General features: G+C 51.7%; 20 protein-coding genes. 13 read left to right on the top strand and 7 right to left on the bottom strand.

Annotation, left to right across the window (positions count from 1 at the left end; translation table 11 throughout):
* Nucleotides 1-21: 21 nt before the first annotated feature.
* From gltX to gldD, 5 genes are all read left to right on the top strand, one after another.
* Nucleotides 22-1,563, top strand: a complete 1,542-nt coding sequence (gltX, locus tag BN8_RS29365) for a glutamate--tRNA ligase (protein WP_009285591.1) — start codon at nt 22-24, stop codon at nt 1,561-1,563.
* A 32-nt stretch (nt 1,564-1,595) separates the two neighbouring features.
* Entirely contained in the window at nt 1,596-1,895 is a 300-nt protein-coding gene (locus BN8_RS29360) for a hypothetical protein (RefSeq protein ID WP_009285590.1), read from the top strand.
* Nucleotides 1,896-2,116: 221 nt separating this feature from the next.
* Nucleotides 2,117-2,896 carry a TIGR00266 family protein gene (locus tag BN8_RS29355; RefSeq protein ID WP_009285589.1) on the top strand — a complete coding sequence of 260 codons (780 nt, stop codon included), beginning with the start codon at nt 2,117-2,119 and terminating at the stop codon, nt 2,894-2,896.
* Nucleotides 2,897-2,935: 39 nt separating this feature from the next.
* Nucleotides 2,936-3,226, top strand: a complete 291-nt coding sequence (locus BN8_RS29350) for a hypothetical protein (RefSeq protein ID WP_009285588.1) — start codon at nt 2,936-2,938, stop codon at nt 3,224-3,226.
* Between the two features lie 110 nt (nt 3,227-3,336).
* Entirely contained in the window at nt 3,337-3,921 is a 585-nt protein-coding gene (gldD, locus tag BN8_RS29345) for a gliding motility lipoprotein GldD (RefSeq protein WP_009285587.1), read from the top strand.
* A 10-nt stretch (nt 3,922-3,931) separates the two neighbouring features.
* On the opposite strand, the gene surE is transcribed toward gldD, so the two are convergent.
* Nucleotides 3,932-4,669, bottom strand: a complete 738-nt coding sequence (gene surE, locus BN8_RS29340; protein ID WP_009285586.1) for a 5'/3'-nucleotidase SurE — start codon at nt 4,667-4,669, stop codon at nt 3,932-3,934.
* Nucleotides 4,670-4,712: 43 nt separating this feature from the next.
* On the opposite strand from surE, the gene BN8_RS29335 reads away from it, so the two are divergent.
* A complete protein-coding gene (locus BN8_RS29335; RefSeq protein ID WP_051041159.1) occupies nt 4,713-5,660 on the top strand; it encodes a diacylglycerol/lipid kinase family protein in 948 nt (315 codons plus the stop codon).
* A 14-nt stretch (nt 5,661-5,674) separates the two neighbouring features.
* Here BN8_RS29335 and BN8_RS29330 read toward each other — a convergent pair whose 3' ends face one another.
* Nucleotides 5,675-6,289 (bottom strand): hypothetical protein, encoded by a 615-nt coding sequence (locus BN8_RS29330; RefSeq protein ID WP_009285584.1) that lies wholly within the window; start codon nt 6,287-6,289, stop codon nt 5,675-5,677.
* Between the two features lie 224 nt (nt 6,290-6,513).
* On the opposite strand from BN8_RS29330, the gene BN8_RS29325 reads away from it, so the two are divergent.
* Entirely contained in the window at nt 6,514-7,080 is a 567-nt protein-coding gene (locus BN8_RS29325) for a vitamin K epoxide reductase family protein (protein WP_144051849.1), read from the top strand.
* Between the two features lie 2 nt (nt 7,081-7,082).
* Nucleotides 7,083-7,457, top strand: coding sequence for an SPW repeat protein (locus tag BN8_RS29320; protein ID WP_009285582.1), 375 nt, complete (start codon nt 7,083-7,085; stop codon nt 7,455-7,457).
* 8 nt (nt 7,458-7,465) lie between these two features.
* Here the strand turns inward: BN8_RS29320 and BN8_RS29315 are convergent, their stop codons facing one another.
* Nucleotides 7,466-8,980, bottom strand: coding sequence for a vitamin K epoxide reductase family protein (locus tag BN8_RS29315; RefSeq protein ID WP_009285581.1), 1,515 nt, complete (start codon nt 8,978-8,980; stop codon nt 7,466-7,468).
* A gap of 192 nt (nt 8,981-9,172) precedes the next feature.
* Between BN8_RS29315 and BN8_RS29310 the strand changes: the two genes are divergently transcribed.
* Nucleotides 9,173-9,751, top strand: coding sequence for a hypothetical protein (locus BN8_RS29310; RefSeq protein ID WP_009285580.1), 579 nt, complete (start codon nt 9,173-9,175; stop codon nt 9,749-9,751).
* 19 nt (nt 9,752-9,770) lie between these two features.
* Nucleotides 9,771-10,760 (top strand): SDR family oxidoreductase, encoded by a 990-nt coding sequence (locus BN8_RS29305; protein WP_009285579.1) that lies wholly within the window; start codon nt 9,771-9,773, stop codon nt 10,758-10,760.
* A gap of 81 nt (nt 10,761-10,841) precedes the next feature.
* Here the strand turns inward: BN8_RS29305 and BN8_RS29300 are convergent, their stop codons facing one another.
* Together BN8_RS29300 and BN8_RS29295 are read right to left on the bottom strand one after the other, a co-directional pair.
* Nucleotides 10,842-11,705: a LamG domain-containing protein gene (locus BN8_RS29300; protein WP_009285578.1), complete on the bottom strand. Its 864-nt coding sequence runs from the start codon at nt 11,703-11,705 to the stop codon at nt 10,842-10,844.
* Between the two features lie 37 nt (nt 11,706-11,742).
* Nucleotides 11,743-12,630, bottom strand: coding sequence for a hypothetical protein (locus BN8_RS29295; RefSeq protein WP_040007128.1), 888 nt, complete (start codon nt 12,628-12,630; stop codon nt 11,743-11,745).
* A 346-nt stretch (nt 12,631-12,976) separates the two neighbouring features.
* Here BN8_RS29295 and BN8_RS29290 point away from each other — a divergent pair, with 346 nt between their 5' ends.
* The 3 genes from BN8_RS29290 to BN8_RS29280 are packed head-to-tail and all read left to right on the top strand — an operon-like array spanning nt 12,977 to nt 18,179.
* Nucleotides 12,977-14,845 (top strand): CHAT domain-containing protein, encoded by a 1,869-nt coding sequence (locus BN8_RS29290; RefSeq protein WP_009285576.1) that lies wholly within the window; start codon nt 12,977-12,979, stop codon nt 14,843-14,845.
* Between the two features lie 2 nt (nt 14,846-14,847).
* Nucleotides 14,848-16,572 carry an nSTAND1 domain-containing NTPase gene (locus BN8_RS29285; RefSeq protein ID WP_009285575.1) on the top strand — a complete coding sequence of 575 codons (1,725 nt, stop codon included), beginning with the start codon at nt 14,848-14,850 and terminating at the stop codon, nt 16,570-16,572.
* On the top strand, nt 16,569-18,179 hold the full coding sequence (locus BN8_RS29280; protein ID WP_009285574.1) for a putative WD repeat-containing protein sll0163: 1,611 nt from the start codon (nt 16,569-16,571) through the stop codon (nt 18,177-18,179). The genes BN8_RS29285 and BN8_RS29280 overlap by 4 nt, the downstream gene beginning before the upstream one ends.
* Here the strand turns inward: BN8_RS29280 and BN8_RS29275 are convergent.
* Together BN8_RS29275 and BN8_RS29270 are read right to left on the bottom strand one after the other, a co-directional pair.
* A complete protein-coding gene (locus BN8_RS29275; protein WP_009285573.1) occupies nt 18,154-19,803 on the bottom strand; it encodes an acyl-CoA carboxylase subunit beta in 1,650 nt (549 codons plus the stop codon). The two genes, BN8_RS29280 and BN8_RS29275, sit on opposite strands and share 26 nt — an antisense overlap.
* An 84-nt stretch (nt 19,804-19,887) precedes the next feature.
* Nucleotides 19,888-20,895: an MlaD family protein gene (locus BN8_RS29270; RefSeq protein WP_009285572.1), complete on the bottom strand. Its 1,008-nt coding sequence runs from the start codon at nt 20,893-20,895 to the stop codon at nt 19,888-19,890.
* Nucleotides 20,896-20,921: the final 26 nt, after the last annotated feature.

The following is a 20,921-nucleotide window of genomic DNA, read 5'->3' as shown; positions in this document are numbered from 1 at the left end:
CGCTCTTTCACTCTTTTGACTATGTCCCAACAAGTACGCGTTCGTTTTGCTCCCAGCCCAACCGGTCCGCTGCACATCGGCGGGGTGCGAACCGCTCTATACAATTACCTGTTTGCCCGCAAAATGGGCGGCAAGATGCTGCTGCGCATTGAGGATACTGACCAGAACCGGTTCGTACCTGGCGCTGAAGACTATATTCTGGAATCCCTGCGCTGGGTCGGAATCGAGATCGACGAAGGCCAGGGGGTAGGTGGTCCCCATGCTCCCTATCGGCAGTCGGAGCGGCAGGCCATTTACCGCGCTGAGGCCGAACGGCTGGTGGCTGAAGGCAAAGCCTATTATGCCTTCGATACGGCCGACGAACTGGATGCCATGCGCAAGCGGCTCGAAGAAGCCAACGCCCCGGCCGCGCAGTACAATGCCATTACGCGGATGCAGATGAAAAACTCGCTGACGCTGAAACCCGAGGACGTAAAAGCCCGCATCGACGCCGGCGATCCGTACGTGATCCGGCTGAAAACCCCGCGTAAGGAGGAAGTACGGCTCAACGACCTCATCCGTGGCTGGGTAAACGTTCACTCCTCGGCCATCGACGACAAGGTCCTGCTCAAGTCCGACGGTCTGCCAACGTATCACCTTGCTAACGTAGTAGACGACCACATCATGGGTATTACGCACGTGATTCGGGGCGAAGAATGGCTGCCCTCCGCCCCACTCCACGTACTGCTATACCGCTACCTCGGCTGGGAGAGCACCATGCCGCAGTTTGCGCACCTGCCCTTGCTGCTGAAGCCGGAAGGCAACGGCAAACTCAGCAAGCGCGACGCTGACCTCGGCGGATTTCCGATTTTTCCGCTGCAATGGACCGATCCGTTCAGCGGTACGGTCGCTCGTGGCTTCCGCGAAGACGGCTACCTGCCCGAAGCCGTTGTGAATTTCCTGGCCCTGCTGGGCTGGAATCCCGGCACCGAACAGGAACTGTTTACGATGGAAGAACTAATCAGTTCGTTCGATATTGCGCAAATTCACAAAGCGGGAGCGCGGTTCGACATCGAGAAAGCGAAGTGGTTCAATCACCAGTACATTCGTCAGCGCCCAAATGATGAACTGGCCCCGGCTGTTCAGCAACAGGCTGAAGCCAACGGATTGATCTGCTCGACCGAGAAGGCGACCAAAATTGCGGGACTACTGAAAGAACGGGTTAATTTCGCCCACGAACTTTTCACCGAAGCCCGGACGATCTTTTACACGCCCGACACATACGACGAAACGATTGCGGCTGCCAAATGGAACGAAGACGCCGTTAGAGCGGTAACCGTATTCCGCGATGCTCTTCAAGGCTTCGACGGCGATTTCGTGGCCGATACGATCAAGCACACCCTGTCGGATGCGTTACAGCAGGCAGGCATCAAGCAGGGCAAGATTATGCAGGCCCTTCGGCTGGCCCTGACTGGCTCCGGCACCGGCCCCGACCTGATGCTGACGATGGAAATCATCGGTAAAGACGAAGTGATCAAACGATTAGAGCAGGCGTTGGAAACATTGAAAACACCTGCTAGTTAACGTAGTAAAGTTTACGAAAACCCGACGAATCCATGGCGAAGAAGAAACCCAACCCCAGCGAAGACGAAAAGCCCCGGGTCCATAAGGAACTCGAAGGGTTCGACATACAGATCAATTCCTTCGGCGAAATCACGACGAGCTTTGATATCGACAAGATCAATCAGTTTCTGAATAAGACCGTCGATGATAAAAAGCTTCGTCACCGCGACGATCTGAAGGCGCTCAAAGGTGAAACGGACGATGACGAACCGCAGAACTCGGCCAACGACGACGAGGAACACCTCTTCGACGAAACCGACGACGATCTGCCGGACGATATCAATACACGGTAGTTTTACCGCAGCTTAGGCGGATGTGGCACATAGCTAACAACGGCTTATAGACTTGTTCTTCGATCTGCTAAATCTGTGTAAGCTTCAACGACGAATGTACGCCCGACCAGCCCAGCGCCCGGTTGGGCTTTTTTTATGCCGTTTGTACGATAAAACCGGGTCAATGTAAACCGGACTTTGTAGTTTTCGGCTACATTTCTGTTCTGTAAACCGAAACCTCTATGTATTCACACGAGATTGATTACAAAATCATTGGCGAAGACATCCAGATTGTTGAAATTGAACTGGACCCCAACGAAACTGTAATTGCAGAAGCCGGTGCCATGCTGTTCATGGAAGACGGCATCCAGTTTGAAACCAAAATGGGCGACGGCTCCCAGCCAAACCAGGGCTTCATGGGTAAGCTTCTCCAGGCTGGCTCACGGCTGATCACCGGCGAGTCGCTGTTCATGACTCACTTCACCAACCGGGGCGTTGGTAAACGGAAAGTAGCCTTTGCTGCGCCCTATCCGGGTACGGTCCTGCCCGTTAATCTGGCTACTATTTACGGTAATTCACTCATCGTTCAGAAAGACGCGTTTCTGTGCGCGGCCCTTGGCACACGCCTGAGCATTCATTTCAACCAGCGACTGGGGGCCGGTTTCTTTGGTGGCGAGGGCTTCATTTTACAGAAGCTCCAGGGCGACGGCCTCAGCTTCATCCACGCCGGGGGGGTGGTGATCGAACGCCAGCTAAACAACGAACTCCTGCGGGTTGATACCGGCTGTGTGGTTGCCTTTGAGCCGCAGATCAACTTTGACATTCAGCGGTCCGGCGGCCTGAAAAGCATGATTTTTGGTGGAGAAGGGCTGTTCGTTGCCACGCTGAGTGGTACCGGTAAAGTCTGGATTCAATCAATGCCGATCTCCAAACTGGTTCAGCGACTCAATCCGGCCGGAGCCCAGGCGCATAAGGAAGGCGGCTCCGTATTAGGCGGATTAGGAAACTTGTTTGAAGATTAAATTGTCATATCCTATGACTATCGCTTCGGCCATACGATCATGGAAGTTATTTGCATAAACGACAATTTTCCGGCCCCGGTGCTGGCGTTCTACGCTGAGTTTGGCGTGCAGACACCCAAGAAAGACCAACTCTATACGGTCCGTCAGGTAAAGCGCCATACAAACGGCGAAACGGGCGTGCTGCTCAATGAAATTCAGAACCCCGAAGTACCGGTGCGCCATCCGGTGCTGGGCGAAGTATGGTTTGAACCTACGTTTAACATTAACCGCTTCGCAACCCTGCTGGGTGAGCCCGTTCGACAGGAGGAACTGGAAGAAGTGAATTCCTGAGCCGGTATATTTGTCAGATTTTAGATGTCAGACCAGGTATAGCCTTCTAAAAGCCCGGCACGAAACAGCCGGGCTTTTCGTTTATACATCAATGTAAATTCGTGTGATCTGTGGTAAAATACATTCTGATTATTTGCGCCGGTATCCTACTGGCCGCTTGCGGTAACCGTTCTGACAACTACGTTCCCAAACCCAAAGGCTACCCACGTATTGATTTGCCGAAGCCAGCGTATACCCTGCTGGAACCCACGCATCCGTATCAGTTTGAATACAACAAGATTGCCCGCATTCGGCCCGACAGCTTTGCCCGCTCGGAGCCGCACTGGATTTTTGTCAATTATCCGTCTTTTAACGCCAGTGTTCAACTGACGTACAAACCGGTACAGAACGATCCGCAACGGCTCAAAGCCATGCTGGAAGATGCCTACAAACTGGCAGGCCGACACAACATCAAGGCCTATGAAATTAAAGAGCAGGTCGCAAAGCTACCATCAGGTCAGTGGGCCAACCTCATTACGCTGTCGGGCGAAGTACCGAGCCAGTTTCAATTCATCACCACCGATACGACCACTCATTTCCTGCGCGGGGCGCTGTATTTCAATACGGCTACCGAAAACGATTCGCTCGCACCGGTCATTGACTACATCAAAAACGACATGATCCACATGCTGAAGACCCTGAAATGGCGGCAGTAGATCCGGTTCGTCAGTCAGCCGGCCGTTGTTCCAGCGCTTTATGCAGGGCTTTCTCGTCGGTCAGGTCCAGGCGTAACGGCGTAATAGAGGTGTAGCCCTGTTCAACGGCCCAGCGGTCGGTACCTTCTTCGGCCGGTTCCAGCGGGGTGACGGTGAACCAGTAATGTTTCCGCCCCATCGGATCAGTGCCGGGCACGATCGCGCCATCATACAAACGTACTGACTGGCGTGTCCATCGCAATCCACGTGGATTGGGCGGGAAGTTTACGTTGAAGAGCCCCAGTTCCGTACTCTCCAGCAACAACGTCAGAGCCTCCTCCACAAACGGCTCAAGCGCCGGAAAATCAGGCTCAACTTTCCCTACGGGTGTACTCAGAGCAATGCCCCGGATTCCCAACAGTACGGCCTGTTTAGCGGCCGCCAGCGTACCGGAATGCCACATCGAATTACCTAGGTTCGGCCCCATGTTTATGCCCGAAAGTACTACGTCGGTATTAGCCCAGAGATGAGTGCCCAGAGCCACGCAATCGGCGGGGGTACCGTTGACGCGGTACGCATCAATACCCTCGAAACGAATCGGTGATGCCCGGTAACTCAACGGGCGGGAGTGCGTCACTGCGTGCCCCATTGATGACTGTTCAACATCCGGAGCCACCACTCGAACCTCACCGAACCGGGACGCTACGCGGGCTAAAGCCGCGATACCCGGACTGTATATTCCGTCATCGTTGGTGATCAGTATCCGCATGGTTCCTAAACAATTTGGTTTGTAAGCCAACCCCGAAACACCGTTGGATGTTTTATTGACCCAGTACTACTCATACGACACCAGCATGAACGTAGCCAAGCTTTTACACAATCCGACGGCTGGAGAAGCCGCTTCGACGGCTCTGGAATTAAGGTCCCTGATCGAATCGAATGGGTTCGAATGTCAGTACGCGTCCACCAAGGACTCCGGCTGGGAAACCATTGGCCCTGAGGTTGATTTCCTGATTGTAGCCGGGGGCGACGGTACCGTCCGGCAAGTGGCCCAACGGCAACTGACCGCCCCTAAACGCCCCGAACCATTGCCCATAGCTATACTGCCTAAAGGAACGGCCAACAACATCGCCCTGACGCTTGGACTAACCGGAACCTCCGATGAGATTGTGGCTGGCTGGCACCGTGGCCGGATTATTCAGTACCAGGTAGGGCTTATCCACGGCCTGGCCAAACCTGAATTTTTTCTGGAAGGCTGCGGTCTGGGCGTCTTTCCAAAATTGATCAACACCATGCGGGATCAGGAAGAAGCCGAGAATGAAACCCGCGAAGAGTCCCTGCTACAAGCTCTGACCACGTTGCATAGCCTGATCGGGTCGCACCGGGCGGAGACCTGTCAACTGATTCTGGATACGGCCAACTACGCCGACGAGTTCGTCCTGCTGGAAGTGCTAAATAGCCGCCTATTGGGCCCTAACCTTTGTCTCGCTCCGGCGGCCAACCCTCAAGATAAGGCGTTTGAAGTCGTACTGGTTACCGAGCAGGAACGACCCAGGCTCAGTCGCTACGTCGATGCCCTCCGGCTGGGAGGTCTCACCGGCTGGGGTGACCGGCTTTCCGCCATCAGCGCTACCCAGGTCAAATTGAGTACGCAGACAGACTACCTGCACATTGACGATGAGGTAATTTCCCTGGATGGCCCTACAGACATCACCATTTCCTTTCGGGCACAGGGCTTACCGTTTCTGCTACCCGGCTGATCCACAGAGACTACTTATTGATGTACCAGGTAATCGGTCAGTTTTTTCCACTGCATTTTCTGGAAAAACGCCCAGCCGCCCTCAGCAATCAATGTGTTTGCTACCGCCCGATCACCGGCTTCGTCCCCCTGGTTGTTGATACTCTCGTTCTGACCAATCTCGTACCCAATGATCCGGTTGTCTTTCTGCTCCACCCGGAACGTACTGCGCGCTTCTTCACCAAAGAAATGCTCAATTTCCCCTCTCAACGACTCTTCGTTTTCGGCCGGATCGGCGCAGGGTTTAACGGTAAACTCCGCCAGGGTCGCTTCAGAACGACGATCAATCACGTTTACCCAATTTTCGGGTGTGGGGCCGGGAATGTCGATCCGGATGAAATCGCCCACCTGTACTTCGCCCGTTTTTGGCCGGCCGGCCGAATCGTATAGCCGAAACCCGGAATTGATACCCGGCAAATCTGACCAGGCGTTTACGTTAAACAATTTATGTACTGATTGAGAAAAAGCCGCCGAAGCAGCCTGCTTATCGGGAAACGTGTGGTCGCTGGAAAAGCATTTATCCTTCGTATCGTTCCCCATCAATACGTCGAATTCATGTTTAACATCTTCGATAACCTTCTTGATTTTCATAGCCTTGAGTGCATTTAATGAGAGGTGCGTTCGTGTTTGTCGCTACTACCCTGAGCCATTCCAGTAGTATCGAAACCAGCGTGGACAGGCCGTTTTTTATGCTAACCAGCCTGGTCTGCAACTGTTCTTTATCGACACTGGATTGGTAGATTACGGCCCTCGCTCTTTGAACAATTTTCGACTTTGGCTGTACTAACCAGGAAGAAACTAGCACGATGAAGCCGATGGAGAACGTATCTTCTGAAATTCCGCCGGGCTGGGACTACAATCCATCAACGTGGGGACAGCGACTACCGCTTGTTGCCGTTGCAGTGGTTGGGTTAGGTATTTCGCTGTACCTTGGATTGTATCAGCTACGAATCATTCCTTCCGTCTGGGATCCGTTTTTTGGCTCAGCCTCCAGCCAGAAGGTTCTTAACTCCCCGCTTTCCCGCCTACTACCCATTCCGGATGCCTTACTAGGGGCCATAGCCTACGGTGTGGATGCCATTACGGGCGTTTTTGGCAGAACCGGCCGGTGGAAAACCCTACCCTGGCTCGTGGTATTATTCGGCGTTGCGGTCGGCCCGATGGGAACGGTTAGCGTGCTGCTGGTCATTGCCCAACCGATACTCGAAAATGCCTGGTGTACCCTATGCCTGATCTCGGCGGCTATCTCGATCGCGATGATTGGCCCGGCTATGGACGAGGTTCTGGCGAGTCTGCAATTTCTGCAACGTGTGAAACGAAGCGGCCAGTCGGTCTGGAAAGCTTTCTGGGGCAACAAAGCCATCATATCAACCGTACGGTAACCATGCTATCACGAATTCTTAACGTACTGCTGGGTCTGTGGCTGATCGTTTCGCCCGCTGTGTTTCAGTTTAACAAAACCATCGCCGACAATGTCCATATTGTCGGTCCGCTCATTGTGACTGTAGCCGTGGTTGCCATCAGCGATTCGGTTCGGAACTTTCGGCTGGTCAACACCTTATGCGGTGGATGGCTGCTGATAGCCCCTTGGGTACTGGGGTACAGCAATATGACGGCAACGATTAATGACCTTATAGTCGGTTCGCTGACTATCGGGCTGTCACTCATCAGAGGCACCGTCAGTCATCAATTCGGCGGGGGGTGGCGATCGCTATTTCAGGACAATCCGGAGCATCTTCGCCTGGCTAACCAGCAATAGCGGAGCACCTACCGGATGTACTCATCCCAGTCGCCGTAGGTTTCCGTTTTAGGACCACGCGGTATTGCCAACAGAGCGACCAGCCCGCCAACAATCAGATCAGTCAGGCTTAAAAGAGTGGTAGCATTGCCCGTAAACCAGATCCCGGCAGCTACGGTCAGGCCAAGCAATACGTTCAGCCACCGGCCAATCCGGAGTACTTCGCCCATGGCAATGACGGATACTACCACAATCAATGCCCCACATAAGTGATTCAGGTTGGCTGCCGGGCTTTGAATTTCGGCCCCGAATACCGCCGGTGACGCCATCAGCCAGATGCCCAGCAGCATGGATACCGTCAGCGTCCAGGGAAAGCTCATACCCCAGATCGACGCCCGAAACACCTGCCCTCCCTGATCCGGGAAGGATAGCATGGCCGGCGACCGTTCGTCCATCTGGCCCTCTTCAACACCACCTCCTTTCCAGAATACCTTCCAGAACCCTTCGCCTTTTCGGGTAGCCCGTTTCATGTATTGAATCATGGCAATCACCTCGTCCACTTCCAGAGGGATCATGGGCAGCATGATTACAGCCGCCAGTATGCAGAAAGTACACCAATAGCCAACGATCAGCGGCTGCGAAATAACCAGGAAAATATGGACCAATCCGAGCGGTATGACCAGGAGTCCAAAAAACGTAACCATCCAGGGCATAGTCCGCCAGCGGGACGAAATACCCATCCAGCCCATCAGGAATTCGAACGTATACGCCAGTGAGCCCAGCCCCGCATCGGATACGGGTAACGAGTGCGACATACTTGAATTCAATACTCGCTCGGTGCTATTGCCGAAAAACGGGTCCCAGGCACTATCAATGTAGCCCAGTTGAAAAGCAGCAATGTAGCGGGATACCATCCAGCCCATCAGCCCCGTTACGATCATAATCCAGCGCTGGGGCCAGCTCGACGGATTATAGCTCCAGCCCGGTGGCGTATCAGGCCCCATTTCCATGTACATAATCATGTTGGGCATACCCGGTATCAGAATCGTGAGGCCGATGACCAGCGCCCCCACCAGCGTATCATTCAGATAGGCAGCCGCCGAGGGCGACCAGAAAATAAGCGGGGCAATACTGAGCCAAACTCCCACAAAGCAGCAGATCCAGACACTGACCGGCCGGTTGGGAGTTAGCGAGCGGTAGCCAAAAATGATGAGCAACGCTCCACTGATGATGTCGCTCCAGGTAAGCACCTGCACCCGCTTTTCCAGCGACAGCCAGACAGAACGGCCTCCGCTGGGTAATACAGACTCTTTACCATAATCGAATGTTAACGGAGCGAGCAGTACCCAAAACCCCAGAATAATTACTAACCAATAGATCCATAAGGTTTGTTGCTGGTGCATGTTCAGCATATTCCGGCGGTGTTCCGGCGTCATTTTGTGCTGATCGTGCCCCGAAGGCTCCGCATGGTCGTTTTGCTGATCCTTCCCATTCTGCATCTGCATCGGCCGGGCTACGCCCCGGTTGCCCATGTTCATCTCCATGTCAGTTAGTATTAATGGGACGAGTTTTCGGTATAATACCAACTTTGCCTATAGATTTATGTTTAACTCAGCCAACTGGTTAGCCACTCCCTCTGTTCCTTGTGCTGATGCAAACCCTTTTTCAATCATATCGTTTATTCTAGTAAGTCGCTCGGCTGAAGCCCGAATCTGAACGTAGAAACAGCAGCATGTATGGTACAGAGCAATTCCTTCTTTTATTCGCTGGCTCAGGTTGGCAATGCTGTCGGCAAAGGCATTCTTTCGGGTCTGGCCGGTACGGTGGCGATCACGCTATCGCAGATGATCGAGATGCAATTAACCAAACGGGGTAATAGCGAAGCCCCGGCCATCACGGGCGGTAAGGCGCTGGGCGTTGAGCCCCGGGGGCAGGCCGAATTGGAAAAGCAGGACGACGCTCCTCCATCAAAGAAGAAGGAACTACAACAGGACCTCGAAGAAAATAAGGATCGGTTCACTCAAATCATGCACTTCAGCTACGGAACCAGTTGGGGAATGGCCCGAAGTGCGCTGGACCTGATCGGCGTTCAGGGGTCGGCCGCTACGCTCATCCATTTTGGCGCGCTCTGGGGTACGGCACTTGTTATGCTCCCGGCTACCAAAGCCAGTCCGCCCATCACCGAATGGTCACCTAAGCAGATCGGTACTGACATCGTGCACCATGCCGTGTATGCACTGGCAGCCGGTGCCTGCTACGACGCCATGACTGAGGCCGAGCGTAGCCATAGAGGTTGGTCATTGTTTACCCGATAACTTAGTTAACGTCACCGTTATGAATCAGCAGGAAGTAGTTGTAGTGACCGGCGCGTCGGCTGGTCTGGGCCGCTCCATTGCCCACGAGTTTGCCCGGCACGGTGCCCGGGTTGCCTTAATTGCCCGGGACCAGGATCGACTCGAAGCCGCCAAAAAGGAAGTTGAAGACTTAGGCGGTCAGGCCCTGATTTTCCCCGCCGACGTAGCGGATGCCGACCGGATAGAAACCATTGCCGCCGAAGTAGAAGATACCTGGGGGCCAATTGACGTGTGGGTGAACAACGCCATGGTCAGTGTGCTTAGCCCGGTTGATCAGATGCAGCCGGATGAATACAAACGCGTAACCGAAGTGACGTACCTCGGTCAGGTATACGGCACCATGGCCGCCCTGAAGCGGATGGAAACTCGCGACAAAGGAACCATTGTGCTCGTTGGCTCGGCATTAGCCTACCGGGGCATTCCGCTTCAATCGGCCTACTGCGCGGCCAAACACGCAGTACAGGGTTTTTATGACTCGTTGCGCACGGAACTAATCCACAACAAGAGCAACGTTAAAGTGACGATGGTACAGCTACCGGCCATGAACACGCCACAGTTCGACTGGATGCGCAGCCGGATGCCGAACAAGTCGCGACCGATGGGTAAGATCTACCAGCCCGAAGTAGCCGCCCGGACGATCTACTACGCTGCTCATCACCCAGATCGGGAATTTAAGGTTGGCTATACATCCGTAGAGGCCATTCTGGGCAACAAAGTAGCGCCTATGATCGGCGACTGGGTGCTGGCCCGTAATGGCTACAAAGGTCAGCAGACCAACGAACCTGAAACCCCTGGTCGGCCCGATAACCTCTACGATACGGTCAAAGGCGATTACGGTGCTCACGGCCGGTTCAACGATCAGTCACACGACGTCAGCGCGGTCGGCTGGCTGGGCCGTCATCAGGCCGTTCCCATCGCGGCATCGGTGGTAGCCGGTGTGGTGCTGGGCACTTTACTGCTGAAACGATAAAACCCTGCTAAGGTTGGCAGGGTCCGCTCTGAATGTTATGCACACACCTGAATAACGTACTGCAATACAATGAAAAAAGTCTCAACCCTCGTCTTTAAGCTTGTACAGTGTTTGCACTTCGGTGGCTGTTAGCGGACGGTTATATATTCGTATCTCATCCATACCGCCACTGAAGTAATTATAATAGTTTTTTTTACTATCAGGGTCTACCGCCTTTAAATGCTGAACCCCGAAGCGTAAGTCGCCACCAACGCAATTATCTATTTTATTTAAATTTGATAATTTAGATATACTTAGTAAAACGCCATCCAAGTAAAATGAAACCGTTGAACGATTGTAAGAAAAAGCCAGATGATGCCACCCGTTGTTTTCGTAAATAGCTCGATTCGTATTAATTGATAAGCTCTGCCATCCCCTACCTGATTCACAGTTACTCCCTTGTTTGACATCCGCCAATATTGCTATAATATCTGGCAGACCATCAATATTTCTGATTGCCCGCATTGACGAACTATAAGCTTCACCTGCTCCGGTTGTGAAGTTCGACTTATTATAGATCTGTATACGCCTATCAGTACCCGGGTTCAATACCTGTACAACAGGCTTAATCCAAATGCTTATGGCAAACGCTGTATCAAACTGCAAACTTTTATTATCTAATAATTTGATATAATCAGTTGAACCATTTAACTGGATTGCTGAATTAGCAGTACCCTTGAAATCATCAATAAAATTAGACTTTGTGTTACTAAGGCCCCATATGGCGTTATTATTTTTAAGACTGTCAGTAAGCGATCCGGCAGTAAACGGCAAATAAGTCACTAAACCCCTCGAAATACTTTGTTCTTTAAGTGCTGGCACATCCCACCTGCTACAACTCAGAAGTGTTGATTCCAGCCCGCCTGTAAATAAAAAGCAGCTCAAGTAAATCAATAACCGTTTCATTTTTCGATTTCAAAGTGAGTGAAATTTATAATAATAATTAAAACCTATAGCCTATTGTCAGACCTACAGAATCCGAAGATGGTCTCCACGTAATAGCGCTCGTACTTAATTTAGATTTGTTCAGGATAAGATATAATTCAGCGATAGTTGCAGCAACTGCCACACCAACACCGGCTTTAAACCAACCGTTTTTATTTTGAGCTGACTGGACATCACTGTAGGCTTCTTTATATTGGCGATATCCATCTGATGATTCGATGAGACCAATGTTCTCAGGATCAACCGTCCGACTGATTATATCGAGAGCATTTCGTTTTTTTTGGTAATCATTCCGAAGAAGTAAGGCATATGTACCGGCTCCTATTGCAACTACTCCTGCTGCTATCTGGAGCTTTGAGTATTGATAGTTTAAGCGAAATACATTAGCCTTCTTAATTCTTTCATTTACTTCGTTTATCTTTTTTTCGTCCGCAGTATACTTAAGCATTTGTCCATAATTGACAATGGCCTCGCGATATCGTTTTAGGTCAAACGCGTCGTCAGCTTTCTTATCATATATAGCAATTAACTTATCTTTTGCGTTGGCGTCTTCAGGATTATAGCCAAGTAGTTCCCGATAGAAACCGATAGCTTCAGCAACTTGTGCATTCTCAGCCTGCTGACGTATTACCTGATACTTGCTACAGTATTCTATCCGACTTTTGATCCAGGGATTGGCTTCAAAGCCGGGTACTTCCAGGCAGCTTTGATAGTGCCGTCGGGCTTCCAGGTAACTACCCTGCCTGAAATGAGCATCCCCTCGATTTTTGTACCGGTCGTACTCATCATCAATGAGGCTGTCAACCTGACCAGACACGTAAACAGGAGAAAGGAAGCTGATAACAAATAGTAAAATCGCTCCCAAAAAACTTAGCTGATTCTCCATAAAAACAGGCAACATTAATCATGTTTCATTTATAGATAATTGTCAACGTTGACGAATGTGTATCAGGTCTCCTATAAACTTTATAAACACTTTTTTTACTCAAGCAAATTTGTCGATAAACCAGAATAAAATTACTTATCAAGTAAACGGTAGAAGCTTCTAACATTCACATCTGCTAATGAGTGTATTCGTAGCCCAGTTGGCACTAAATAATAATGAATTTATTGAGAGTAAGTATTAATTTTTCTAATTTTCACATAAACAGCAAACTTTTATTTTTTAGCGTTACAAATCCTAAATTCTGATCTCAACCTAATTCTTTAAGTACATTCACTCACAGCCTTCCATGAATACGCTATTGTTTTGTTTTGCGAATGATCATGATCGCCCTCTTGGTAACCTCAGCGATGAGGATGCGGGTATTGATCGACTGCTTGACCCCCGAAGCAGTAAGAATCAATTTCAAAAAGTGCGCGACTCATTTGCAACGACTGACTCGGTAGCCACAAAAATTCAGCTTTACCAACAAACGCTTTGCTTATTTCACTTTAGTGGTCATGCCGGTAGTAACGCTCTCCAATTTGAAGATACCTCCGCCCGGGGCGTTGGCATTGCTCAACTGCTGGCGCGCTGTCCCGAACTTCGGCTGGTGTTTCTGAACGGCTGCTCGACACTCAATCACATCAGGCTACTGGCTGATCAAAACGTGAAGGCGGCCGTTATCGCTACCCGTGCACCCGTCAATGATACTGTGGCCAAAGAGTTCGCCATAGCTTTCTACCAGGCCCTGGTTAACCAGTACTCGTTGCAGGAAGCCGTCGACATTGCCCGGCTGACCATTCAGGTAACTGTACCCACTACCGTACAACGCATTGACCGGGGAGGGGCCAGGCTTCAGAACGAGGTAAGCCAGGACAAATGGTACTTCTACTGCCCCGACGATGACACGGCCCGCTGGGAACTCCCAACGGCTACTGTTAATGACACTTCGCAATACGTTGCCAACGACGTACTGCGGAAATCGCTATACACTACGCTCGTCAAGTTTGATCCGACGCTGAAGCAACTGTTAACCAGTAAAGCCGCCCGAATTAATGATGACACGAGTCTGCGTGGCTGGCTACAGCTTGAAATACTACGGCGGCTTCCATACCCTATTTCAGAGCATCTGCGTAAACTCTTTTGCCGTCATATCTCGGACGACAACAAGTTGATCGAGCCAACCGCTACTCAGGACCGGCTCAAGTATTACGTGTCACTCTTTGACTCATCGATCGATCTGCTGATGAGTATTCTGCTCTCTCAGATACGCAACTGGCTGCAGGAGTCAGAAGTACAACCTGCTGGAAACCTGATGGATGCGCCCACCAAACAACTCATTCAGGAAACGATGACTGCTGGTTGGGACCACTGGGAAAGTGATCAATTGGTCGCAGCAATTCAAACGATGCGAACGTTTACGAACCGGCAACAAATTCCGTATTTTATCACGGAGTTAAAAGACTGGCTTGATACGTTCGGGACCGATTCCCGCTTGACGGACACCCTGCAATTTTTGTTTAGCCTTAAAGCACGGATTGCTGCTCCTCTCGGTATCAGCAATATTGTATCGCTTTGTAGACTTGGGGAAGAGCATTTGAGCGAATGGTTGAAACAGGCTGGTTTCTGGTCAATTTACCGACTACAGTCGTTTAAAAACATTCGGGCGGTCCGGTTCTACCGACAACCGCCCGCGTACCGTCATGAGATGGTTATCCTCCGGGCCAGTCAAGGTTTGGATACAAGTGAGTCATCTTTTGAAGAAATTCCATTGCCTGATCTTTGGGATTGCCAGTCGGTGCTGCTGGTCAGGATTCAACGACGGCTTAGCGAGAGTGGATCAATAGAAGAGTTGGCACCGGGTGGCTTTTTGAGCCTGGCTCCCTTTGTGATCGACAAAAACGTATTTCTCAAGAGTGACAACAGCGTATTTGATCTGTACAGCTTTCATTCCAGTCAATCCGGACAATTACGTTATCAGCACATCAGCCGCCCCGACGGACCACTTTTGCTCATTCCCCAGGAAGATAGCGACCCATTCAGCAAACAGGATTTCAGTGTGCTGCGTGAACAGTTCGGGACCTTACGAACGTTGCTGACTCTGACCGACGAGGAATCTGTGCTCTCGGTTACTACGCCCTCTGACGATGATGCTGACGTTTTAGCCCGGATCTGACCATGACTGCCACACCTCCACAGGTTCATAAGCCGGTCACCAAAAGTCCTTTTAAGTTCCTTGACGCCTACACCGCTCAGGATAAAGACTGCTTTTTTGGCCGCGAACTCGAACAGCAACGGCTGGTCGAACTTATTTTCCGTTCGAAGCTTTTGCTCATCTACGGACAGTCGGGAACGGGTAAGTCCAGCCTGGTGCAGTGTGGCCTGGCCAGCGTAATGCCCTCCACCGACTATTTTCCACTCATTGTCCGTCGGCGATCCAATTTCATAAAATCCCTTCAGGTATCCCTCAGCACCCTGCTTGACCACAATGATGAAACCGACCCCATAGACGCCTTAAACCGCCTGTCGGGGTATCTGATGCGCCCGGTTTACCTGATTTTCGATCAATTTGAAGAAATCTTTATCAGCGGGGACCGCCCCGAGCAGATTCAGTTTTTTGAATTGCTCAAAGCCTTGTACACGTCGCCGGGCCAGTTCAAACTATTGCTCGTGATGCGGGAAGAGTACATTGCGTACCTCTATCCTTTCGAGGATAACCTTCCGACCCTGTTTGATTTCAGACTACGGCTGGAACCGATGAGCGAGAAGAACCTACGCGCCGTAATTGTGGGTACATGTGAAGTAGCCGGCATCCGGATTAACAATCCTGATCAGACCGTACCCGCCATTATTGCTACTAACCAAAGTTCTAAAAATCCCTTTCAGTTACCCTATTTGCAGGTGTATCTGGACCGTCTCTGGCGAAAGGCCATAAATAACCAGAACGCACAGCCTGTAATTTTCAGTCCTGAACTGGTTAGTCAGGTTGGTAAAATTGACGACGTACTGGCCCAGTTTGTTACTGAACAAAGCGAAGAGATCAGCGACAAACTGGCTGACGATGAAAAATCGGCGGTAAAAGCCATTCTTGAAGCATTGGTTACCTATGAGGGCACCCGGCGCGAGTGTACAGTGGATATGCTGGTCAATGAGACAGGCTATCGGCCAGTCTTTATCCATCAGATTGGCGAAGCACTGGAAGCCGCCCGGATTGTGCAGTTTGAAGATGGTAGTTACGAATTAGCCCACGACAGTCTCGCCAGGGTGATCGACCAGGGCCGCTCAACCGAACAGCGGCAGATCAACGACATTCTGAAACGACTGAAAGAGGCTTATCAGGAGTACGTAGTTAATCATGGAGCACAAGACTTGTTGCTGCCGCAGCGCCGACTGGCTGAAATCGGACTTTACGAAATCGCTATTCGTACTGAACTTGAACGGAGCGCACCAAACGGCGCTGGCATCCTTCAATTCATAACGGCAAGCATCTCGTACCTGGAGCAAAAGCGGCTGGCCGAAGTAGACGAGCAGCGCCGAAAAAACAACCGGCTCAGACTGACAATAATTGGTGTAACGGCCCTATTGATACTGGCTGTGATTGCCATGGGTTTTGCTTTAAAACAAAAATCCGATGCGGATAAAGCAAAAGAGCAAGCGGAAGCAGCCCTGAACTCAGTTACACTTCAACGAGCCAGGGCCGCTTACTCAAAAGGATTACGTTATGCAGAATATAACGAGCCCAACCTGGCTAAAAAATCATTCGGGGAAGCAACCGCCCTGATTAATCAATTGCCGCCTGCTCCAAACTTCCCATATGATGAGCAACAGGAAGCCAGGCGTAATCTGGCGCAACTAAAAGCAAAACTGCAACCATCAGCTATACCTAAACCGAGCCGACCATGACCCGCTTCACTCTATTCATTGTTTGCGGGCTACTAATCCTGTCCTTGGCCGCCCAATCTCAACAGGCGCCGATCTGCCCTGAATATCCTCAATTGATGATCGATGGCAAAGCCTATATAAAGAATAAGAAATTCAAAGAAGCCCTTGATAAATTTAACGCAGCCAAACTATGTCTACCAGACAGTACTCAATTAATTGACCAGCAAATCAGTGAGGTGTTCAGAGCGATTGAGAAAGAAAAAGACGAAGCTGTACGACAGAAGAACGCAGCATTCAGGCTTAAAAAGTTGGCTGACGAACAAACACGCTTAGCTAAGGCATCAGCCGATACTGCGCAGCAGCAAAAAGAAAATGCCGTAAAGGCGCAGGAAGTAGCCATTGCGGCTCAAAAACAGGCAGTGCGCGACGCCCAACGAGCACAGGCCCTGTATTTAGCCAGCGAAAGCGACAATAAACCGTCATTGGAGGCAATTCAATTGTTGGACTCGGCCGCCAAACTCGGACTGGATGAAACTCCCGTGTACGAACGTTTCTTTCGGCGGTTCAATGAAGGCGACTCACTATTTGTAAAGCTCAGCATACCTCACCAAGCTCCGGTCAGATCGGCAATTTTCTCAGCGGATGCAGCTTACATGCTGACGGCTTCGGATGATGGTAGTGCCAAACTCTGGGATACGGATGGCAGGCTGACCACCACACTACAACACCAGGGGCGGGTTATGTCCGCAGTCATGTCAAAGGACAGTAACCGCCTGCTGACGGTATCGGCCGACGGTACCGCCAGGCTCTGGAACAACAAAGGACAATTACTCAACACCCTGCCACATACAGGCCTGGTCCGGTCTGCCGCCTTCACTGCCGACGGCAGCCGAATACTGACAGCTTCTGCGGATGGTACCGCCAGGCTCTGGGACGTTGGCGGCAAGTCTCTAGCGACATTCCTGCATCGGGGACCGGTTTACTCAACCGTCTTCTCACCCAACGAAAACCAGGTACTAACCGCTTCGGCCGACAGTACAGCCAGGCTCTGGTCTGCCGACGGCAAACTCCTGCTTACGTTACAACATCAGGGTCTGGTTCGCACAGCCGTCTTTTCAGATGACGGAACCAGGATATTAACCGCTTCCGCAGACGGTACGGCCAGGCTCTGGACTATCGATGGCGAGCTCCAGGCTTCTCTCGCCCACAATGGTCCGGTTTATTCGGCCGTCTTTTCAGCCGATGGTAAACGCCTGCTGACAGCCTCGGCCGATATGACAGCTAAGGTATGGAATGCCGATGGAACGCTGCTGACTACATTGACACACAAGGGACCGGTCCGGTCGGCAGTTTTTTCAAAAGACGGTTGTCAGATGCTGACGGCTTCGGCTGACGGTACGGCCAGACTGTGGGACGACAAAGGACTACCCCTGGCTACGCTGCCTCACCGAGGCCCGGTACTTTCGGCCGTATTTTCAAATGACAGACGCTACCTCCTGACCGCTTCAGACGATGGTACGGCTAAACGCTGGTTTACGCCGGAAGGCGCTATGATCTGGTTAGCTGAAAACCGTAAAGATATCCCTAAAGCCGCCCAGGCCACTACGTTTGAATCACCCCGACGTTGAACGGCCGCGTGATGGGCGCGTGGTTGGCAGCCGCAATACCTTCTGAAATAATCTGGCGCGTTGCCAGCGGATTAATAACGGCATCGACCCAGAGCCGGGCGGCTGCGTAATACGGCGATAATTGGGCGTTGTACTGGTCGGTGATCTTTTGTAACAGAGCCTGCTCCTGTTCGGGTGTCAGGGGTTGGCCTTTGGCTTTCATAGCCGCCACCTGGATCTGAAGCAGGGTTTTAGCGGCCGAAGCACCACTCATTACCGCCATCTGGGCTGTCGGCCACGACACAATCAGGCGCGGATCATAAGCTTTGCCACACATAGCGTAGTTTCCGGCCCCGTAGGAGTTCCCAACCACCACCGTAAATTTCGGCACCACGGAATTGGCCATGGCGTTCACCATCTTAGCCCCGTCCTTGATGATTCCGCCCTGCTCGGCCCGGCTCCCGACCATGAACCCCGTTACGTCCTGCAAAAACACCAACGGTATGCGTTTCTGGTTGCAGTTCATGATGAAGCGGGCAGCTTTATCAGCGGCATCGCCGTAAATTACCCCCCCCATCTGCATCTCGACGGCCGGCGTTCCGGCGGGCTGGCCGGTACGTCCCTTTGCCTTTACAACTTTACGCTGGTTAGCGACAATACCAACGGCCCAGCCATCGATGCGGGCGTAGCCACACAGCAACGACTGACCGTAGCCAGGTTTATATGGATCAAATTCCGACTTATCCACCAGTCTTTCCACAATTTCCACCATATCGTACGGTTTTACCCGATCGATCGGCAGTAGTTGATAGATCTCCTCCTGATTTTTTGCGGGCAAGGCCGGTTCAGCCCGGTCGAAACCGGCCGTTTCGCGGTGGCCAAGTCTGTCAAAGATGCGCTTGATGGCATCCAGGCAGCTTTTGTCGTCAGGATATTTGTTGTCCGTTACGCCCGAAATTTCCGTATGCGTTGTAGCACCACCCAGCGTCTCGGCATCCACATCCTCGCCAATGGATGCTTTGACGAGATACGGCCCGGCCAGAAAGATAGAACCGGTTCCCTCCACGATCAACGCTTCGTCGGACATGATTGGGAGGTAAGCCCCACCGGCTACGCAACTGCCCATAATAGCAGCCACCTGGAGAATCCCCATCGACGACAGCATGGCGTTGTTGCGGAATGTCCGCCCGAAATGCTCCTTATCGGCAAATACTTCATCCTGCAAAGGCAGGTACACGCCCGCACTATCGACCAGGTAAATGATGGGCAGGTGGTTTTCCATCGCAATTTCCTGCGCCCGTAAGTTCTTTTTAGCTGTAATTGGAAACCAGGCACCGGCTTTTACGGTGGCGTCGTTGGCCACGATCACGCACTGCCGCCCCGACACGTAGCCAATGCCCGTCACAACGCCCCCGGATGGGCAACCACCATGCTCGGCATACATGCCTTCTCCGGCAAACAGGCCAACTTCTGTAAATGGTTTTCCTTCGTCGGTCAGGTAGTCGATACGTTCACGCGCAGTCAGCTTGCCTTTGCGGTGCTGATCTTCAATTTTTTTAGGGCCTCCGCCAAGCTTCGTTTCAGCGGTCCGGCGGTTCAGTTCATCAAGTAGCGCTTGTAATGGATGATTCGTCGTGGTGGTCATGGGTCTGTTGATGATAATGCTTTGGTGTTTACACAAGCGGGCGACATATGTCGCCCGCTTGCAAAACCAGTTTATGTCAAATTCTTACTGCTGGCGACTCGTATCGCTGGCCGTGCCGGGCGATTGCGAAGCCGTTATAGTAACGGACTCCGGTTCGCTGGATTTGTTTTTTTCTTTGCGGCCAAACAGCGAGAAATGGACGTACCGCTTTGGATTCTGGCGCAAATCCGTCAGCAGTCGTTCGAGGCTAACCGTAGTGTTGTTGACATTCCGGTACAGGGCTTCGTCGGAGGTTAGCTTGCCCAGCGATCCTTTGCCCTGATCAATGTCGGCCAGTATCTGCTGAAGGTTGCCCACAGCCTGGTTCACACTCGCCAGCGTCTGGCGCAACTGCAAACCACGGAGCGAATCAACGATATTATCAGCTTTGGCCAGAATGGGTTTCAATTGCTTTTCAGTCTCAACCAGCGATGCCGACAGCCGATTTACGTTACCGAGCGTTTCTTTCAGGCCCGCGCGGTTTTCGGCAATGGTCAGGTCAAGTGTACCCACGGCCGCGTTAGCACTCCGTAGCGTCTGGTTCAGCACGGCCCCTGTCTGGTCAAACTGAGCCACCACCCGATTGAGTTGTAGGGTGAGCGAATCAACATTATTCAGCACAGGCAGAGTTTTCTCCCGGATCAGTGAGGTTAAGCCGGTTTCCTTCTCAGCTACAAGGCGACCGCCTTCGTCAAGCAGCGGGGCTCCCGGCTGAATCACCAGTTGAATCGCCTTACCACCCAGCAGCCCATCGTCGGCCAGCACGGCTCTCGACCCCTGCGAAACCTTGATTTCCTTATTCAGATCGAGTGTAACCAGCAGTTTGTTGCCCTGATCCTGCAAAATATCAATTCGTCCAACGCGACCGACCGACAGACCATTAATACGGACCGGATTGGAAACCGTCAGGCCGTCGATGTTGTCATACACCACTTCGTACCGATGCGACGACGAAAAGAAGTCAGAACCTTTAAGAAAACTGAATCCGAAGTAGAACATCAGCAGCGCAACGACTGCCAGCAAACCTACTTTTACTTCCTGAGAAAATTTCATGCGTGTGAGAATGAACGACCTACCAG

The sequence above is a fragment of the Fibrisoma limi BUZ 3 genome (assembly GCF_000296815.2).
In the GTDB taxonomy this organism is placed as follows: domain Bacteria; phylum Bacteroidota; class Bacteroidia; order Cytophagales; family Spirosomataceae; genus Fibrisoma; species Fibrisoma limi.
Note: the sequence above shows the minus strand (reverse complement) of the source record. Positions and strands in the feature narration are given on the sequence as shown.

What these genes read in the sequence shown, in the direction of transcription:
- gltX (WP_009285591.1), top strand. Translation starts at nt 22, where the DNA reads ATGTCCCAACAAGTACGCGTTCGTTTTGCTCCCAGCCCAACCGGTCCG.
- BN8_RS29360 (WP_009285590.1), top strand. Translation starts at nt 1,596, where the DNA reads ATGGCGAAGAAGAAACCCAACCCCAGCGAAGACGAAAAGCCCCGGGTC.
- BN8_RS29355 (WP_009285589.1), top strand. Translation starts at nt 2,117, where the DNA reads ATGTATTCACACGAGATTGATTACAAAATCATTGGCGAAGACATCCAG.
- BN8_RS29350 (WP_009285588.1), top strand. Translation starts at nt 2,936, where the DNA reads ATGGAAGTTATTTGCATAAACGACAATTTTCCGGCCCCGGTGCTGGCG.
- surE (WP_009285586.1), bottom strand. Translation starts at nt 4,669, where the DNA reads ATGCGGATACTGATCACCAACGATGACGGAATATACAGTCCGGGTATC.
- BN8_RS29330 (WP_009285584.1), bottom strand. Translation starts at nt 6,289, where the DNA reads ATGAAAATCAAGAAGGTTATCGAAGATGTTAAACATGAATTCGACGTA.
- BN8_RS29325 (WP_144051849.1), top strand. Translation starts at nt 6,514, where the DNA reads ATGGAGAACGTATCTTCTGAAATTCCGCCGGGCTGGGACTACAATCCA.
- BN8_RS29320 (WP_009285582.1), top strand. Translation starts at nt 7,083, where the DNA reads ATGCTATCACGAATTCTTAACGTACTGCTGGGTCTGTGGCTGATCGTT.
- BN8_RS29315 (WP_009285581.1), bottom strand. Translation starts at nt 8,980, where the DNA reads ATGGAGATGAACATGGGCAACCGGGGCGTAGCCCGGCCGATGCAGATG.
- BN8_RS29310 (WP_009285580.1), top strand. Translation starts at nt 9,173, where the DNA reads ATGGTACAGAGCAATTCCTTCTTTTATTCGCTGGCTCAGGTTGGCAAT.
- BN8_RS29305 (WP_009285579.1), top strand. Translation starts at nt 9,771, where the DNA reads ATGAATCAGCAGGAAGTAGTTGTAGTGACCGGCGCGTCGGCTGGTCTG.
- BN8_RS29300 (WP_009285578.1), bottom strand. Translation starts at nt 11,705, where the DNA reads ATGAAACGGTTATTGATTTACTTGAGCTGCTTTTTATTTACAGGCGGG.
- BN8_RS29295 (WP_040007128.1), bottom strand. Translation starts at nt 12,630, where the DNA reads ATGGAGAATCAGCTAAGTTTTTTGGGAGCGATTTTACTATTTGTTATC.
- BN8_RS29290 (WP_009285576.1), top strand. Translation starts at nt 12,977, where the DNA reads ATGAATACGCTATTGTTTTGTTTTGCGAATGATCATGATCGCCCTCTT.
- BN8_RS29285 (WP_009285575.1), top strand. Translation starts at nt 14,848, where the DNA reads ATGACTGCCACACCTCCACAGGTTCATAAGCCGGTCACCAAAAGTCCT.
- BN8_RS29280 (WP_009285574.1), top strand. Translation starts at nt 16,569, where the DNA reads ATGACCCGCTTCACTCTATTCATTGTTTGCGGGCTACTAATCCTGTCC.
- BN8_RS29275 (WP_009285573.1), bottom strand. Translation starts at nt 19,803, where the DNA reads ATGACCACCACGACGAATCATCCATTACAAGCGCTACTTGATGAACTG.
- BN8_RS29270 (WP_009285572.1), bottom strand. Translation starts at nt 20,895, where the DNA reads ATGAAATTTTCTCAGGAAGTAAAAGTAGGTTTGCTGGCAGTCGTTGCG.